We start from the raw sequence: 16,673 nt of genomic DNA, 5'->3' as shown, positions 1-16,673 counted from the left end.
GAAGAAGACACTGCCAATTACGCCGGCATATTGCTTTGCCCATGCACGGCGAGGCTTCTTCGAGCTGGCTGACATCGAGAAAAATGCTCGGGAAGGCAAGAAGGGCAAACCGGTCTCCCCGATCGCACTGGAGGCGGTCAGGCGGCTGGACGCGTTGTTCGAGATCGAGCGCGCCATTAGTGGCTGCAGCGCCGACGAGCGAGGCGCCGTGCGCCAGGAACAGAGCAAGCCGCTTCTCGACGACATGCACGCCTGGCTGCTGCGCGAGCGAGAAACTCTCTCGCGCTCGTCCGAGGTGCTGAAGCCGATCAACTATATGCTCAGGCGCTGGGCGGGCTTCGCCAGCTTCCTCGACGACGGCAGGATCTGCTTGACCAACAATTGCGCTGAACGCGCTTTGAGAGGCATCGCCTTGGGACGGCGCAACTGGACCTTCGCTGGCAGCCAGCGTGGGGCCGACCGTGCCGCCATCATGCTGACGATGATCACGACGTGTCGTCTCAATAACGTCGATCCAAAGGCCTGGCTTGCCGACGTCCTCGCCCGTATCGCCGATCTTCCTGCATCGCAGCTGTACGAACTGCTGCCCTGGGAATGGAAGCTTCTGCGCCAAGCCGGCAAATCCGACGATCAGCAAGCCGCCTGACTTCACCCAACGCCATCACATATAGCTCGCCGTGCCCGCGCGCACGCGTCAATTAGGCGGCCTTCGTCGTAGGCGTACTGCGCTCCAGCACGACCACACCGAGCAGGTCGGTGTTGCCGCCGAGTTTGCGGCCTATGTCGCGAATGATGCTGCCGAGATAGGTCTTGAGTTTACTCAAGGGCCTGTTGTCGCGACTTGAACTGTTTGGCGAGGGCGTAGCGCTAGTGCTAGATCAGCGCGATCTTGCCCACCCTGGCATAGGACTGGCGCAGCTTGACACCATGTCGCTTCGCTCGCCGGACCAGTCGCGGGTGCGGTTCAGCAGCTTGGCATAGGCATCATAATCTTGGGTTGCACCGTCGTATCGTTTCCCTGGTTGCATCGCTCCCTCCGATGCGATCAGGGAATCTCGCCTTGCGATTCGACGGAATCCTCAAAGATGAAATTGCAAGCTTTTGTGCAGTCAAAGCCCGAAAGCTTGCAATCTCAAAGTTGATCTCGCCCGGAAAATCGATTCTTGATCAACCGCTTGGACGGTTCTTCACGAACGACTAACTAGACACCCAGCAAAGACGGGCCGCAGGGGGTCGCATCGCTTGTTGTGGGCTAGGCTGTGTCGCAATCGCCTAAATGATCCTAGACGTTCTGCTGGTCGCGAGCGCTTCGAAGGCGCTTACATAGCCCGGATCGTGCATCTCCGATCGACATCTCTCTTTATGTCTCCTCCTGCGGCGGCACTTTGGGAGCTCCAGGAGACTTTTCCTGCGTAATCGAACAAGACCCGCTGCAACAGACCTTCTCGTCTCTATAGTTGGCCAAGGTCTGGAGCAGCCGCGGCGTATAATACTGTTTTGTAGCTTCCGGCACGATTTCCGGATCGTCTAGCCATGTCATTGCCCGCTCGGTCAGCTCGATCGCGCGTTGCCTGTCACCACTCTCGTAGTAATACTCAGCGACCATCCCATAAGAAGAGAAGTCGACGCCTTTGCTGGCTTCCCCAGGATTGAGGATATGTTCCGACACATCCCTGCCGATCGCAAAGCGCTCGGCACGCGGAAGGTGGGCCTTATCCTTCTCCGGATCAAAGAGTTGCTCCATCACGATAGCCAGCCCACGCAAAGCCTCTGACTGTTTCTCAAGCGCATCTCGAACCAGTTGGCGTAAGACCTGGAAGCCGGTCGCCGTGTCACGCATTTTGTGAAGCAACAGATCCGCATGAATCTCGCGGAACCTGAGACTGTCCGGCATGGCGGCAATGCCCTTCTCGAGCGCTGAGAGCGCTGCTGGCCAATCCTTTGCTTGCATTGCCGGTTGAATTGCCTTGAGGATTGGGAGTTCGCGCGCAAAGCGTTCATTTGCCGCGATCCGTTTCGCATCCACGGCTTTGGCTTGCTCGCTGCTGCGCCAAGTGCCGTTGATAATTTTCGGCAAGACGGCGTCGATTTCGATCGGATGACCGATAAAGGCAATGTGGCCGTCGCGGTCGACTACGAACGATGTCGGAATGCCAAGAGAAGAGCTGGCATCCATCCAAAGCTTGTTCATTTCGCCTGTACTATCGAACCCGATTCGATAGTTCAGATTTGAGAACTTTTCAGTCAACCATGCGTCCAACTTGGTGCGAGCCTCATCCGGCGTTGGTGCTGTTTCACTAGCTGCGACTCCGACGACCTCAAACCCTCTGTCTTTGTATTTTGCTTGCAGTTCTATCAGACGAGGGATCGCCTTCACACACGGCCCGCACCAAGTTGCCCAAAATTCGACGATGTACACTTTCCCTGGCTGGAAGTTCGTGAGGGGCTCGCCACGCAGCCAGTCCTCGACTTTGAGCGAAGGAGCCGGGGACTCCATGCATAGCACCATGATTATCTCCACAGTTACCTGTTACGCGACCTTGTCGCTTCACCCGAATAACAATCACAGTGCCAGCTGTCCACGCGCGCTAAGCTACATGACAAAGTTTTGAAAAACATCCATACGCCCAGTAGCATCCACTGCGTGTAAACCTGACGTGCTTTGCGTCGGCGTCGGATTTCGAGCACGCATCGCGACCTTCGTGCCGCCAGAAGATCGTCTTGCGATGCGCATCAACGAGCCGCGCTGCGCCACTAGGAGGCGCGCGAGAAGCCGGATGGTGCCCGCTGACCAACAATTCCAAGGGTGAGGGCGACGACGAGGTAGGTCGGCAATATGCGATCTCGTTCGTTTGGCATGTCCCCGCATTTTGCGACGAAGCCGCTAGGATACGTAAGCTTGAAAGAGCTAGCCGCCTGCTAACCCTTGTAGGGTCCCTAAGGGCAACCGGCCAGATTCATCACCATAAATTCGGCACGTTCTGATGGCGATGGAGTTGCTGGCGAGCACGCCAGCGGGGCGCACCACTCGATCGGTTGACATCTTCAACCGGACGTCATTCCACTTGGCGGCCTAACCCGGCAGACGCTCCACTTATCAACCCGGAGAATCTGTTCAGACAACCGGGACCAGCTCTGGTTGCGCTGCTGATCGGGACCTTGCCATTCGGCGGCGTTACATGATTTTGCTCCCAAAGGCGGGACTGCGATCAATCTATTCGTGCGCAATATGCCGCGTTTTGCCAGTCGATATCGACCTGAGCCCGTCGCCGGCCGGCCGGAATCGCTGGCCGCGATCGATGCGGGCATGAAAAGAATGGCTGTCGCCATTGGCAAGGCAATTCCGGGCGTCAAGGTGAATGAGGTCGTGAGCCGCGCGGAAAGCATCGTTACCAAGATCCGTTCTTCCGAACGTCGAGGAGGACTCTGATTTTACGGTGACACAAGTCGTCCCGTTTTCCGACCTCTAAGTGGGAAAACTCGTCGTCGCCCTTGACCGCAACATCCTCGCGATTTTTTTTTAAACCCGTGATCTTCTGGCGAATGAGGGCATCAGCGACGACCTAAGGCGCGCTTTCATCGTCTATCCCGGCTCGATCTTTATGGCGATTGAAGCTTCAGGAACGTTATAGCCAGGCGGAAGTTTCGCGCGCTCAATGAGCAACCAAAACTCGCCACCATTCTTAACGGCCTCCCATTGAAGCCCACTGTATCAAGGTCCTCTCTATCCAACGCCGGAAGATCGAATTCACGGCGCTTCGAGTTAACCTTCGGTCTGGTCGCGCGGCAGAGTTTTAAACCCTTTCGACCTTGTGCCGATGCAGGTCTACGACTTGGTCGAGAGCCACGATCTTAGAGCGCCCACCGTTGACGATTTCGCGGAGAATGTAATGCTCGGGATATTCCTCGTTCGCCAGCACAAGGATTATATGGTCGGTTAGTTCATGCTTATGCACCATGATCTTGGATTCATTGTTGGGATCCAGGAGCCGGTCGAGCTGCGCACGGCTGGTCTGCATGCGTTTGGCGAGAGCGGACCTGGCTAACCCCTCGTCCTGCATGAAGGCACCAAGCTGACGCGCAATGACGCGCTTGATGGCTCGTGCCGTCACCTCTGCATAGATATTCTCTTCCTTCAGAAATCGTCAAAGGATGATGATCCGATGCGACCTTTCTTATTCATGTGATCTCCTTTCGGCGCTTTTGTGCCAAGTCAATTTCAGCTTGGGGTGTCTTCTGCGTCTTCTTTATAAACACGCGCAGCAAAACCATCCGGCCTTCGTGAACACAAAACCACAAAACAGTACCCGCGCTACGATTGCCCTCAAACTCGCTGCGGACCTCCCGCAGACCTTTTCCTAGGACCCGGCAAGGCGGCATGTCGATCGGCCAGGAAAACTCCACATCCTTGATGTGTGCCGGAGACAGACGGCAAGATTGTCGGTGAAGAGCTTCAGCCACTCGCGAACCGGCTCACGTCCGTAGGGTAGCTGATAAAAGGCAGTGGGCAGTGGTTTCCCAAGTTCTCCTGACCCAATTGCACGAAAAATGATACGTACGACACAAGGAAAAGCATACGCCACTCAGATCAAGGCCCTAGAACGGATCTACCGGCTGATCCGATTAAGCCGCCGGCCCACCCTTGAACTAGTGACAATTTTCGTAGACTCTCAAAAAGTTCACGAACTTCTGGGGTCGGCGCAATGCACAAAGTTCGATTCGTATCGAGAAAGGCCCACCACGCTGATGCCGGGCGCCTGATGAGTATTCCGGGTGGCGGTCCTCTCATCGCCGCTACCGTTCGGACATCGGTCCTGGATGCTCGCGGTTTTGCGACTGCACGAGATTTTGCGGCTTGGACGGGGTTCACACCGAGGGCACAGTCGAGCGACGGGAGAGAAAGGCTCGGGGCGATATCAAAGCATAGAAATCGGAAGGACGTTTTTGATCGTTGGTGCGACCTCAATCATCAAAGCTTGCCAAGCGAGGCTTGAAAACCCGCTCTGGATTCGGACCATGCTGCAAAGACGGCCGGTCAAGGTCGTGGCGGTGGCGCTCGCCAATTACGGCGCCATCTGGGCCTTGCTGGTCAGAGGCGGCATCTATCAGGCGCCGGCTGCAATGCTGAAAACCTAATCTCAAGAGCTCTCCGGCGGAAGAAAAAAGCTGCCGAGGAGGCAAGGTGCAAATCTGGATGAACCCGAATGACGACATTCCCGGTAGCGATCGGACCGCCTGACTCACTGATCTTCGAGCGCGAGACATTGATTGGGCGATTGCTTCGGCGGATATCATCGTGGCAAGCGGCCGGGCGCCGCGTTTACAGGCTGAACATATGACCGGACCGTCATCCCCTGTTTAACCATAGAAAGATCTTGCGGCCCGGGCCGTTCCACATATGAGTCAGAGCCAATATTGCAAGCCGATTAACAATTTTCTTCGAGCGCAACACCTGCCGGCTATGTAGGCCTAATGCTCTGAGCTCCGATGATGTCCCTTGTCAGGTCAACCCGCGATCTCGATCGCTCTTGAAGTGGGGCGCCGGAGCGCTCGTCTGAGCTCAGCGAACTGGTGGAACATGACAAACAGCGCGATCATTCCGGCGCCCAGCTCAGCGATTGCTTGACTGGCCAACAGCCCATTGAAACCCGATATGACCGGGAATAGCAGTACGGCCGGTATGAAGAGATAGCCCTGCCTCGCCAAGGAGACCACCGCACTAAGGCGTGCTCTCCCGAACGACTGAAGCATCGTCGTTACGAGGCTCTGAACACCAAAAAATCCAAAAAACACATGAAAGACGATGCAGGTCGATACGGCGATTTCTGTGACCTTATCGCTATCGCTGAACAGCCTGACCAAAGGCCGGGCAAAAACCACAACGGCTGCAGAATACGTAACGGAAAGAGCGACAGTCATTAAGAGCATGAACTTCGCAGTCTTCAGTATACGAGCAAAGTCGCGTGCGCCCCAACCGAAACCCAGGACAGCTTGAGCGCCTATACAGAAGCCGGTGATAGGCAGCGCGCCGATCGTCAAGATTCGCGCAGCTATTCCCACGGCCGCGACGGACTCGTCTCCAAACGGCGCGGCAGCTCCGTAAAAGAGCATAACGGCAATCGCAGATAAAACACTGGTCATGGTCGCCGGTGCCCCTACCAACGCGAGCTGTCTGATGCGACTTGCTCCCAACGAGATGTGAGATATCCTGACGAGAACTGTCCCGCCAGGCTTCGTAAAATACGCGATATAGAGGCAAATAGCAGCGATCTGAGATACCATCGTCGCGAGGGCTGCGCCTCGCACACCGAAGTCCATTGAAAATATGAAGATCGGATCAAGCACCGCATTCAGGACGAATGCGGTAATCATCGTCCACATGTTGAATCGTGTGTTGCCTTCGGCTCTGACGATGAAGCCGCTGACGATGTTTAGAAGCATCACCGTGTACCCGAACAACAGCATCACCGCGTAGTCGAGCGCCACGGGCATGATGGTTGGAGTTGCCCCGAGCGTTGCGAAGATCCCTCGTAGGCTTGGAAGCAGAGCGGCTGTAACAACGAGACCGATCGGAGCGGCGAGCGCGAGTGCAGTACTTGCGCCTCGACTCGCCTCCAGGTACTCATTAGCGCCCAGATGACTAGATATGAACGACGCTGTCCCAACACCGATCCCCTCTCCGACCGCCGCGAGCAGGAGCACGATCGGCAAGGTCATGCTGACAGCTGCGATCGCCTGCACGCCAAGTGCGCCAACAAAGATCGCGTTAACGGCCTGCTGCAACGCGACGATCGACAAGCCAACAACAGCCGGAATGGCGAGCCGCAGGATTAGGCTCGCGAGATTGGGGTCCGATAAATCGATCTTCTGCTTCTTCTTGGGCATCACATTGCAATCGCTCTCGACGGCGAATTCCGTATCGGTGTCATTCATGGATGAGTGTCCCCTGCTCTTCCGAATTCGCTGATCGTCTGCAACAGCTCCTGTTGCAACACCATGCAAAGATTACGGGTCACCTCATAACCGACCTGGGTTGGATCATACCTCGTTTCGATCTGTAGCTGGCCGGCTTGATATCCGACATCGAACCAGAAGAGGTGAATCACGGCCCCTTCATCCATGTCTTCGCCGATCCAAAGTGGAGAAGGTTCCTTGGCTAGGAGACGACGTGGAAAATGGCGCTGCAAGCCCGCTCGATAATTCAATCCAATTCTGGGTAAGGGCAGGCGATCGATCCGGCTCCGCACGGCTGGATCTCGGTTTAGGAATTTCATGGCCCGAAAGCCTATCCCTCTGCGCGGCAGGGCATTGCGCTGGCGGTATATTGAACGAGCACGATCGGGACGGGGCTCCGTTCCGGTAAGACTCAAGGGAAGCGGAACGAGCTCGCTGATATGGCCGATGATCTGAGATGGATCGAAATCGTCAAACAGCCGACCTCGGGTTGAAGAAAGGCTATCAATCCAGAGCGAATAGTTGCCGAAAACGCGTCCAAAGGCGCCAGAAATGGCCGCAAGAAACACATCAAAGTCCTGACAATGCGCCGATCTGGCTGAAATATTGAGGAGATCAGCAGTCGCTTCTTCCTCAATCTCAAGATGGTACTTGCCCTGATCTTCCCAAAGGGATCGGCAATTCGCTTCATCCATGCGACCTTCAAGGCGTGCATAGTGAAGCTCTCTCGCGGTCACTTTCGAAAAGCTCGCGCCGCCCGATGAAGTGGCGCTTAAGTGCAAATTGAACTGATGGTAGTCAATCCTCTCCCAGTAGTCGAGTTCGGCTGGCGCTTCGCTGTTCGCATAGTGCTCAAGGCGCTTCAACCATGCAGAGAGCATTTGTATGTTCTCGGGGCCGCTCGCGGCGTGGCCTGAGGCCAGGGCGTACGCCGCATCCAAAGCTTCCAGGAACAGGCGATAGCCTATCCCGTCCGCTACCAAATGGTGCATCAGGACCAGCAGGTAGTAATCGCCGCTTTCCGATGTGCGGAACACCGTAACGTTAACAAGAGGCGTCTGCCCGTCAAACCGAAACATCTTTTGACGTCTTGCTGAGATGCTCTCGATTGCCCTACGCTGCTGTGGGTAGGTCATTCCGACAAGATCGATCTCCTCCGCGAGGCGTTCGGCCCCGGAAGGTCCGATTGTCAGACGTAGACCATCGTCGGTTCGGGCAATACGGAGTCTGAGGCCTTCGTGCCTATCCATGACATGGGCAAGGGCGCGCTCCAGCATTCGGATATCCAGGACGCCGCCGGGCAAGAAGAACAGATCGCCGATATTGAAATGCTCATCAAAGTCGGCAAGACGGTTCCAAGATGAGATTGCGGGGTTCACTGGCAATGAGCCATCGCCGGAAAGGAAAGTATCGAGTGTAACTGCCGCTCCGTCTGCTGCCAATTCCCTGATGGTCGGTGTTCGATAGAGTTGGTCGACAGTGAGATTCAGCCCGGCTTTGCGCGCCAGCGTGACGCAGCGCACGCTGAGAAGAGAGTCGCCGCCGATATCAAAGAAGCTTTGATCGAGTCCGCCCCACTTGGCGCCTAATAGATCCTGCCAGATCCCAATAAGAATGCTCTCCTTCCTCGTACAGAGCTCAGCAGATGGAACAGGCCCGACCTCGCAGTAAGGAACGGACGACAGGCGAGCACGATCTATCTTTCCGCTCGCCGTAAGGGGAATACTGTCAACCAAGCGGAAGGCAGCGGGAATCATGTAGGATGGCAATGTTTGGCGCAAGTGAGTGACAATATCTGCAAAGCTTAGACCGTCGCGAGCCGGAACCATGCTGGCCGTCAACCGACGATGGTCATCGATGTCTTCTGCGATGACCGCGGCCTTTGCGATTGCCGGATGAGACTCAAGGGCCGCTTCGACCTCCTCCAGTTCGATGCGAAAGCCCCGTACTTTGATCTGGTTGTCCGATCGGCCGCAAACTTCGAGAAGGCCGCTTGTTGAGATGCGCGCGATATCGCCACTTCGATAAAGAACGCTGTATTGCCCGCCGTCATACGGATTCGGCACGAAACAGCGGTTGGTCCGATCTTGATCCCGCCAGTACCCAGCGCTCACGCAGCGTCCCGCGATGCAGAGTTCGCCGGCGGCTCCGACGGGGACTCTCTTCAACTGGGCATCGAGCACGTAGAGTTTGACGTTATCGATTGGGCGTCCAACGGGGACGTGCGACGAGCCGTCGCAGGCATCCGAGGTTTCGTGGACTGCCGCATTGGATGCACATTCCGTAGCACCATAGAAGTTCCACAACGGCACGTCCGGGAAATACTCACGCCAGCGAACAGGGAGCGAGGAAGGCATCGGTTCGGCGCTGCTTGTGACCAAGCGCAAGGCGGTCGGTCGCGAGTGCCGTTCTTGGGAAGCAATGAGGCCGGACAGGAGTGGCGGCGAGGCAAACAAGTGTGTCACCCGGTGTCTCACCAACGTGCACAACAACAGATCTGGATCCCGCAACTGCTCTTGGGTTAGGATCAGCGCGGGCACGCCTCTCAGAAGGCCCCCAAGGTACTCCCAAGCGGACGCAACAATTGATGCGGACTTCTGGACAACCATCACGTCGGTACTATCGAAGGGAAAGCGTCGCCACATCCAGTTCAGTCGATTGAGAATTGCCGATTCCGGTATAAGAACTCCCTTCGCCTTCCCGGTTGAGGACGACGTGTATATAAGGCTCGCAATTCCCTGATCTGTTGGTTTGTCGCTGCACTCAAAATCGCGCGCGGGCGCGCCGCACGCTTCTAGCGTCAATAAACATCTCGACGGCACTTCAAAAGCAGGCTCAGCGCTATTTGCGTGAACCAAAAGCTTTGCTTGACTATCTCGCAGGATATGATCGATCCGATCACGCGGATAATCCGGCGATATAGGGACAACAATGGACTGCAAATCTCGTGCGGCAAGAATAACAGCGGCAACGTCAGGCGACCGGTCGACCAGCATGGCGACCATGTCGCCAGCCCCCACGTCAGAAGTCCGCAGTAACGACCTGATAGCTCTTACGCGCTCACGCAACTGGCCGACTGTGATCTCGCCGAAATCACCACAATATGCCACCTGGTTGCGATTAGAGACGCTGATTTGCTCGAACGCTTGGACAAGCGGACATTCGGTTTCATATGACTGCGCCGAGCCCTCTAGCGCGTCCAGCATGGTGACGTCTGACTCGCTGAGGCAGATCAGATTTTGAATGGGCGTAAGCGGCTTCTCAATGCAGGCTGCAATCAAACGGCGCAGATTGCCGGCCATGCGGATAATCAGATCGCTGGAAAATAGATCTTCCGCGTACGCTAGCTGGAGGGCAATTTCCTCGCCCAACTCTTGTGCGTACAATGTCAGATCGAATTTTACGTAGCCGGTCTCGTATTCGCGGAACGTCAGATCCAAGTCATGTTGGCCAAGTGGCTCTGCGGCCTCTGAGTACATGTTGAACATAACTTGGAAGATCGGTGATCGTCCCGCTTCGCGATGTAGCCTGGTATCCCTTACTATCCAACCGAACGGATATGCCGAATTTGCGATGGCATCGCTGACCAGTGCCTGGATGCGCAAGGCATGTACCGCAAAGGACTGGCCCACATCGATCGCGGTGCGGATTGGCAGCATGTTCAGGAAGAAACCAACAATGTCGGCACTGCCAGGTTGATCCCGTACGACGTGCGGTATGCCAACGATGATATCATCCTGACCGCTATACATCCGCAGTAGAAGCTTGAAACATGCGAGGAGTGCTGTCGACGTGGTGCACCCATGTCGGCGCGCAAACTCCCTTATTTGATGGGATAGCTCGCTGCCAAGTATCACCGAATGCGATGCGCCGCGATACGCATTTGTCTGCGGCCGCGCTCGTCGCGTTCCAAGCGAGAGTACCGGCGGATCATCTCCAATCTGACGACGCCAATAGCTACATTGGTTGGCAAGCGCATCCGGCGTAGCGTGTTGTGTTTCCCAGACCGCGTAGGTCGAGAGTGACACTCGGTTCTCTGGCAGAAACGCCGCGGCATCTACGTACCTTTGTCGCAGGTCCCTGAGCAGAACAGAGATCGACCAGGCATCGATGATAATTTCGTGAGCGGTGATCAGTATGAGATGATTGTCAGGACCGAAACTGATCATCTGCGCGCGAAACAGATGACCTTGGCTGAGATCAAAGCTGCCGTTCAGCTCTGTTCGCCTTAGCTCTGCGATCAGCTTCTCAGCCTCCTGCGACGTGAGATGAGATGCATCAGTCAATTCGAGACTTGCGCAGTGCGGAGCATCAAAAAGCTGAACCGGACCGTCCTCGTCGATAAAGCGTGCCGAAAGTGCCTGATGGGAATGAACGACATCGGTCCAGGCGCGATTGAACGCGGCCAGATCGATGATGCCCCGCATTCGCAGGCCGCCTTGAATGATGTAGTTCCTGGCAGACGGATCGAGCTGCGAAAGAAACCACAGATGCTCTTGAACTCGCGTCAGAGGCGATCGTGTAAGCTTTTCGCAAGCCGGTGCCGTGCACGGTCGAGAGTCGGCTCGCGCGGAAATCGAAGCCGCAAGAGATCGTATCGTTCCATTCAGGACCAGCCTGAAGTCCATTCTCACTCCGAGCTGGGTCTGCAATCGGCCCAATATGAGCATTGCACGGAGCGAGTCTCCGCCGAGGCTTATGAATTGGTCATTCACACCAATGTTCTCAATGCGCAGAACACCGGACCAAATTTGGCCCAGCTGAACTTCGAGGTCGGTTTGCGGCTCCTCGAATGGCGTCGGCAATGGAGGGCGAAGACTGGTCGGGTCGGGCAATGCTCCAAAATCGACCTTTCCATTACTGGTCAGTGGAATACCGTCGACGTGGATGATTCTTTCTGGGAGCATGTAGATGGGCAGCGCTTCAGCAAGGAAGTTCTGAAGCTCGCTTTCAGTTACCTCAGCTGGAGCGGACACATACGAGATGAGTCGTCTCGGTGCGCTTTCCCTCTCGGACCTGGTTATGTCTCTCGCCATAAGCTTTACGCCTGCGCAGACGGAGGCGACTGCGACGGCGCCACGCACCGAATGGTGAGCGGAGAGGCGAGCCTCGATTTCTCCTAGCTCAATTCTGTGCCCGCGGATTTTGACCTGACGGTCCCGTCGACCGAGACATTCCAAAAGACCATCGGAACGAACGCGCCCGAGATCGCCTGTCCTGTATAGGCGCTGGAAAGACGGAACGTTTGAGAACGAGTTTGGCCCAAAGGCATCCTTCGTGCGGACGTCGTCATTGACGTAACCAGCAGCGACGCCAACGCCGCTCACGCAGATTTCGCCGACCTCTCCCGCCTTGCACAGCCGCGGCCCGTCGGCGATATAAACCTCAAGATTAGAAATCGGCTTGCCGATCGGCACATAAGCGTCAGCCAGCGCAGGCGGCGCGGAGACCAGATGATGCGTGACGCCGTCCGCGCACTCGGTCGGCCCGTAATGGTTGAGAATGGGGACCCGCGGATACAAGGCAAGCCACGCCCGCGCCAATGCGGGTGTCAAAGGTTCTCCGACCGTCGAAATAATCCGCAAACCGTCCAGAGCTCGATCAGCCGCTGCAAGCGGCTGCAAATATTCAACAAATACTGCAAGCATCGACGGAACGAGTTGAACTACCGTCACGCCGTGTCCCTGAATCGCTTTGAGAAGCGATACTGGCGATTTCAGTGTCGCATCATCAATGAGCGCGATACAGCCTCCGACGCAAAGCCCCGCCAAAAGCTGCCATAACGAGATGTCAAAGCAGTGCGATGCCGTCTGCGCGATGCAATCCGTCCGAGTGAGGGCTAGGGCATCAATCTTTGCCGCCAGATGATTGTTTAGGGCTGCACGCTCGATCATTGCCCCCTTAGGACGGCCCGTTGAACCAGACGTAAACAGAATGTAAGCGAGTCCATCCTCGCTCCATGATGGCACAACAGACGAAGTCTGGGCCCCGCGCAGCGCCGCCTCTATCGTCATGAATTGCGTGGCGCCTTTGCTGCTCGCCCGTATTGGGCTGACCGCATCGAGCTGGCCTGGCCCTATAATCAGAGCACAGCGACTCTGCTCGATCATGAATGATGTACGCGGAGCCGGTAACGATGGATCGAGCGGCAGGTACGTTGATCCAGCCTTCAAAATTGCGACTACCGCCGTCGCCCAGTCGAGGTCACGCTCACCCCAATAGCCAATCACACTGCCGCGAGCGCACCGCTCTCGTAACCTCCTCGCGAGGAATTCCGATCTTACTCGCAGCGCCTTGTACGTAAGCTCGTTTGCGCCGTACCTCAGCGCAACCCTCACCGGATCCGATCTTGCAACGCGATCGATCGCCGTGATCACGTCGACCGGTTGACGCTCCATAAGCTGCTTTTTGCCTGATCGATTTTCCGTGGGCATACGCGTCTCGCCATTCGTCGCCTTCTGCGGCCCTCAAATCAGAACACCGAGGATCCCGATTGAGGTGTGCATTGCGTAGCCGCCCTGGTTCTGCCACTCATAGTGTGCCGTTTTTTCCCATTCTTAGCTTCTCGTCCTTTTGCGTTCGCTTCGATTTCCTCGATGATCGGCAGGTGAACGCGGCTGGACGCTAGTGCCTCAAGTTGGCGTTGGCATCTACCGGATCTTGTAGTAGACACGCGATAGTCTGCATGGCACCCGCGACCAACGCGCTCAGAGAATCGTTCCGGCTTGTGGTTTCTTGCATTTGTGCTCTCCTCATGAAAGTGGACTTGGCGCTCGCCGGGCTGCAGGTCGCTGCGGCGCCCAAGCGATGACATCGATTGTGCAAAAGCCAACACAGAGGTGTGTTACCGTTTTCAACAAGGCCGGCGTTGTTTGCCATAGCCGTTGAAGGACAATCGTTAAGCGCTCAAACATTTTGATGCTCGTGGCTATAACGAGATAGCTATGGGCAGCGTAACGAGTCGTGGGCGTGCAGAACCATCCGCCGCGAGCTCCTTGGTCCGCTGATGTTCGCAGTGGTCCGCCTTGGTGCAAACGAAAATTCACTCAGAAACGTTTGGCGACGTCCAGTCTACGCCAAAGGGCGTTTCGATACGGCTTCCGGAACCGGAATGGAATTGCGGGTAGCGCCTTCGCTTAGCCTCCACCTGATGCATGCTCGGCAACTTCTCTTCACGCGTCAAAGAAGCTTCCGTCTCGGCGCCTACGGCGGAACCGATACGAATAATGTTACGACAACGCCACGTAGCACTACGGCGAAGCCGGAGCCGGACTGTTATTATCGGGCGGTATTCGTGGTAAGCTGGAAGACGCTGATGATGAGCCCTTCCTGCGCGTGGGGCGTTGCGTGACTGGTCGCTCGTGACGAATTTTCCAACGAGCCCGATTTCGACAACCGCGGCGTAGCCGGTGCGATCCCTGTGTGGGTAGACGGGTCCGGTCCAGCGTCCGGGCCGGCTCCGCTCGCCGGCAATATCCATTGGCTTTCACCGTTTCGCATGTGCCTCGATAGATCGAAAATCTGCCCAGGCCAACAAAAGTCTCTTTTTACCGCTGCAGAGAGAAAGGCGTCTTCCTGCTGCGCAGCATACTGTCGAACGCTACAGCTCGATTGTCAGCTCTAAGACCATTGTCCACAACCTGACGTATGCACCCGCTACGAAGCAACGGGAGACCCTCAATGTCCAAGCGGCACGCTGCTTGCTTCATTTGCGGTGCCATCACCGATGCCAGCTCGAAGGCGCTCGGATGTGGATCGGGAAAGCGCCGCGGAGTGGTTGATGCGATCTGGAGTTCGTTTTTTGGGAGCGACAACGATTTCGCTGGTCGCAAGCGGAGCAGCCAATTCGGCGGACCTTGAGCCGGCAGTACAACTGCGACCGGCTCTGTGGAGCTGGTCCGGAGGATATATTGGCGGGCACGCCGGCGGTGGTTACGGCCAAAAATCCTTGAGTAATCCCTTCGGTCCGTCAGACTATGGCGGGGGCGTCGATACTCCTGTGTTCCTGGCGGGCGGCCGGATCCGCTATAACTGGCAGAAGAATAGCTGGGTGTTTGGTCTCAAACGCAAGGCCAGCAGTGCTCTCTCCAACGGCACAATTACCCGCCTCGCCGCCTCCGGCATAGTACTGCGCGCAAACTGCAAGGCGAGTCCAAACGTCTTTGTCACCGGAGCCGGTCGCCTCGCTTAAGCCTTTGGCGTGCAGGGCCACACGCTGGCCTACCTCAAGGCAGGCGTAGCTTGGCAAAACAATTGAGGCGCCGTCATCAATAACAACGGGTTTGGCCAATGTCGGCGACGGCGCGCTCGACCTCTACAAGGCGCTCGACGAGGTCTTTCCCCGAACACGCCACCATGATGCTAGGTGCAAAAACCGTGAACGTCCTGGACAGGTCCCACTCTCGGTGCAGCCCACCATGAAGAAGGATTTGCGCGAGGTTTATTGGGCGCGAGCCCAGCGTCCGCCGAAGCGGCGACCGACGTCTTCGCCGAGAAGTTTTGCGCCAAGTACGGCTGGGCGATCGAATGCCAGGTCAAGGATCGCGACGCACTACCGGTCTTCTGGGATTTTCTTGCCGAACATTGGGGCTGACTTGAGCACCACCAATCCCATCGAGCGTGTGTCCGCAACCGAGCGATACAGGACCCTGCGGACGAAGGGCTCCTTGTCGCCAACCACCGCCAAGCCGATGGTGTTCAAGCTCGTGATCGCCGCATCAAGGACCTGGCGGCGGCTCAAAAGCACAAATCCGTTGCCCAAGGTCGTCGCAATTGTCGGATTCAACGACGGCATTGAGATCATCCAAGTGCCGGCAAACCAGGTGCCTGATCACCTCGTCACCTAAATCCCGAATAGCTCGGCTTATTGGGCCGATAATTCAATGGAGATTTCTTAATGACTGTTGATAGCGAGAAGGAAGCCCCACCGGCGCTGTCCACCGGTGCGACGCATATACTTATCGAACTATGGGGAGCGAAGAACCTCGACGACCCGGCCATTGCGGAAGACGCAATTCGAAAAGCCATCCGTGCGGCGAGTGCGACATTACTCCACCTTCATATTCATAAGTTTTGTCCGGGTCACGGCGTCTCCGCAATAGCCTTGTTGGCTGAATCGCACATTACTTTGCATACTTGGCCTGAGAGGGCCTACGCGGCCGCTGATGTTTTCGTATGTGGCGACAGCGATCCTGCGAGGGCAGTGCCAGTTCTTGTTGAGGCCTTTCAGCCCGAACGATCTGACGTTCGCAGCTTCCGGAGAGGTGTGTCGATCAAGCCAACGCATTGAAGCAGATGGACGATCTCCTTGGAATAGCCGGTCATGTTTCCGCCCGCGAGCACCGTTCCAATTCCTCGATCCGCGCAAGTCGGCTGGCGTGACGCCGGTCCGCCACTCGGGAATGCCGAGGGCATGGGCCGAAGCCTTCACCGCCGGCTCACGATCGCCGGACAGGATCTCGATGGCGATGTTGCGCGCCTTTAGCGCCGCGATCACCGCTTGCGCATCCGGGACGCCGGCCCTGACGCACCGAGAGGATGAACGTTTCGTTCCCGTTGCTGAAAGCCGCGACCGACGCTTCGGGATCGCGATGGGTCGCATCGCCGGTCAACGCCTTGGCGCCGCCGGCCGATCAGACCGCGGCCAGGCTGGCAGCCGCGCTGAGCGCCGCGTGGAAAGCGAAGGGCGCATCGACCGGCCTTGGCTGAGGCGATCAAGC

At 56.7% G+C, this 16,673-nt stretch carries 11 protein-coding genes and 4 pseudogenes; 7 read left to right on the top strand and 8 right to left on the bottom strand.

Features of this window, described 5'->3' with window-relative positions:
* The coding region (gene tnpC / locus ABIC03_RS37710) for an IS66 family transposase (protein WP_354065781.1) at positions 1 to 646 on the top strand (646 nt) is incomplete at its 5' end.
* A gap of 106 nt (positions 647 to 752) precedes the next feature.
* On the opposite strand, the pseudogene ABIC03_RS37705 reads toward tnpC, so the two are convergent.
* Positions 753 to 1,012: pseudogene (locus tag ABIC03_RS37705) on the bottom strand (IS5/IS1182 family transposase); the annotation flags it as partial.
* 348 nt (positions 1,013 to 1,360) lie between these two features.
* Complete coding sequence (locus ABIC03_RS37700) at positions 1,361 to 2,509, bottom strand: redoxin family protein (RefSeq protein WP_354065779.1); 1,149 nt, start codon at positions 2,507 to 2,509, stop codon at positions 1,361 to 1,363.
* Positions 2,510 to 3,229: 720 nt separating this feature from the next.
* Between ABIC03_RS37700 and ABIC03_RS37695 the strand changes: the two genes are divergently transcribed.
* Positions 3,230 to 3,430, top strand: coding sequence for a hypothetical protein (locus tag ABIC03_RS37695; protein WP_354065777.1), 201 nt, complete (start codon positions 3,230 to 3,232; stop codon positions 3,428 to 3,430).
* 153 nt (positions 3,431 to 3,583) lie between these two features.
* On the opposite strand, the gene ABIC03_RS37690 is transcribed toward ABIC03_RS37695, so the two are convergent.
* From ABIC03_RS37690 to ABIC03_RS37680, 3 genes are all read right to left on the bottom strand, one after another.
* On the bottom strand, positions 3,584 to 3,664 hold the full coding sequence (locus tag ABIC03_RS37690) for a hypothetical protein (RefSeq protein WP_354065801.1): 81 nt from the start codon (positions 3,662 to 3,664) through the stop codon (positions 3,584 to 3,586).
* 130 nt (positions 3,665 to 3,794) lie between these two features.
* Positions 3,795 to 4,112: a hypothetical protein gene (locus tag ABIC03_RS37685; protein WP_354065775.1), complete on the bottom strand. Its 318-nt coding sequence runs from the start codon at positions 4,110 to 4,112 to the stop codon at positions 3,795 to 3,797.
* Between the two features lie 67 nt (positions 4,113 to 4,179).
* Entirely contained in the window at positions 4,180 to 4,380 is a 201-nt protein-coding gene (locus tag ABIC03_RS37680; protein ID WP_354065799.1) for a type II toxin-antitoxin system RelE/ParE family toxin, read from the bottom strand.
* Between the two features lie 368 nt (positions 4,381 to 4,748).
* Here ABIC03_RS37680 and ABIC03_RS39360 point away from each other — a divergent pair.
* A pseudogene (locus ABIC03_RS39360) lies at positions 4,749 to 5,136 on the top strand (transposase); the annotation flags it as partial.
* Between the two features lie 369 nt (positions 5,137 to 5,505).
* Here ABIC03_RS39360 and ABIC03_RS37670 read toward each other — a convergent pair.
* Together ABIC03_RS37670 and ABIC03_RS37665 are read right to left on the bottom strand one after the other, a co-directional pair.
* Complete coding sequence (locus ABIC03_RS37670) at positions 5,506 to 6,933, bottom strand: MATE family efflux transporter (protein WP_354065771.1); 1,428 nt, start codon at positions 6,931 to 6,933, stop codon at positions 5,506 to 5,508.
* Positions 6,930 to 13,388, bottom strand: coding sequence for a non-ribosomal peptide synthetase (locus tag ABIC03_RS37665; protein WP_354065769.1), 6,459 nt, complete (start codon positions 13,386 to 13,388; stop codon positions 6,930 to 6,932). The genes ABIC03_RS37670 and ABIC03_RS37665 overlap by 4 nt, the downstream gene beginning before the upstream one ends.
* A gap of 1,346 nt (positions 13,389 to 14,734) precedes the next feature.
* Between ABIC03_RS37665 and ABIC03_RS37660 the strand changes: the two genes are divergently transcribed.
* The 3 genes and pseudogenes from ABIC03_RS37660 (at position 14,735) to speD (ending at position 16,243) form a co-directional block, all read left to right on the top strand.
* A complete protein-coding gene (locus ABIC03_RS37660) occupies positions 14,735 to 15,145 on the top strand; it encodes a hypothetical protein (protein ID WP_354065767.1) in 411 nt (136 codons plus the stop codon).
* Between the two features lie 100 nt (positions 15,146 to 15,245).
* Positions 15,246 to 15,800 (top strand): annotated as a pseudogene (locus ABIC03_RS37655) (transposase); the annotation flags it as partial.
* Positions 15,801 to 15,850: 50 nt separating this feature from the next.
* A complete protein-coding gene (gene speD, locus ABIC03_RS37650; protein ID WP_354065765.1) occupies positions 15,851 to 16,243 on the top strand; it encodes an adenosylmethionine decarboxylase in 393 nt (130 codons plus the stop codon).
* A gap of 78 nt (positions 16,244 to 16,321) precedes the next feature.
* On the opposite strand, the pseudogene ABIC03_RS37645 reads toward speD, so the two are convergent.
* Positions 16,322 to 16,550 (bottom strand): annotated as a pseudogene (locus tag ABIC03_RS37645) (copper-translocating P-type ATPase); the annotation flags it as partial.
* Here ABIC03_RS37645 and ABIC03_RS39355 point away from each other — a divergent pair.
* On the top strand, positions 16,492 to 16,662 hold the full coding sequence (locus ABIC03_RS39355) for a hypothetical protein (RefSeq protein WP_474423111.1): 171 nt from the start codon (positions 16,492 to 16,494) through the stop codon (positions 16,660 to 16,662). The pseudogene ABIC03_RS37645 and the gene ABIC03_RS39355 overlap by 59 nt on opposite strands.
* Positions 16,663 to 16,673 lie beyond the last annotated feature (11 nt).

The sequence above is a fragment of the Bradyrhizobium sp. RT6a genome, assembly GCF_040547675.1.
Taxonomy (GTDB): domain Bacteria; phylum Pseudomonadota; class Alphaproteobacteria; order Rhizobiales; family Xanthobacteraceae; genus Bradyrhizobium.
This window is presented reverse-complemented; position numbering and strand designations above follow the sequence as displayed.

What these genes read in the sequence shown, in the direction of transcription:
- ABIC03_RS37700 (WP_354065779.1), bottom strand. Translation starts at nt 2,509, where the DNA reads ATGGTGCTATGCATGGAGTCCCCGGCTCCTTCGCTCAAAGTCGAGGAC.
- ABIC03_RS37695 (WP_354065777.1), top strand. Translation starts at nt 3,230, where the DNA reads ATGCCGCGTTTTGCCAGTCGATATCGACCTGAGCCCGTCGCCGGCCGG.
- ABIC03_RS37680 (WP_354065799.1), bottom strand. Translation starts at nt 4,380, where the DNA reads ATGCCGCCTTGCCGGGTCCTAGGAAAAGGTCTGCGGGAGGTCCGCAGC.
- ABIC03_RS37670 (WP_354065771.1), bottom strand. Translation starts at nt 6,933, where the DNA reads ATGAATGACACCGATACGGAATTCGCCGTCGAGAGCGATTGCAATGTG.
- ABIC03_RS37665 (WP_354065769.1), bottom strand. Translation starts at nt 13,388, where the DNA reads ATGCCCACGGAAAATCGATCAGGCAAAAAGCAGCTTATGGAGCGTCAA.
- ABIC03_RS37660 (WP_354065767.1), top strand. Translation starts at nt 14,735, where the DNA reads ATGCGATCTGGAGTTCGTTTTTTGGGAGCGACAACGATTTCGCTGGTC.
- speD (WP_354065765.1), top strand. Translation starts at nt 15,851, where the DNA reads ATGACTGTTGATAGCGAGAAGGAAGCCCCACCGGCGCTGTCCACCGGT.
- ABIC03_RS39355 (WP_474423111.1), top strand. Translation starts at nt 16,492, where the DNA reads ATGAACGTTTCGTTCCCGTTGCTGAAAGCCGCGACCGACGCTTCGGGA.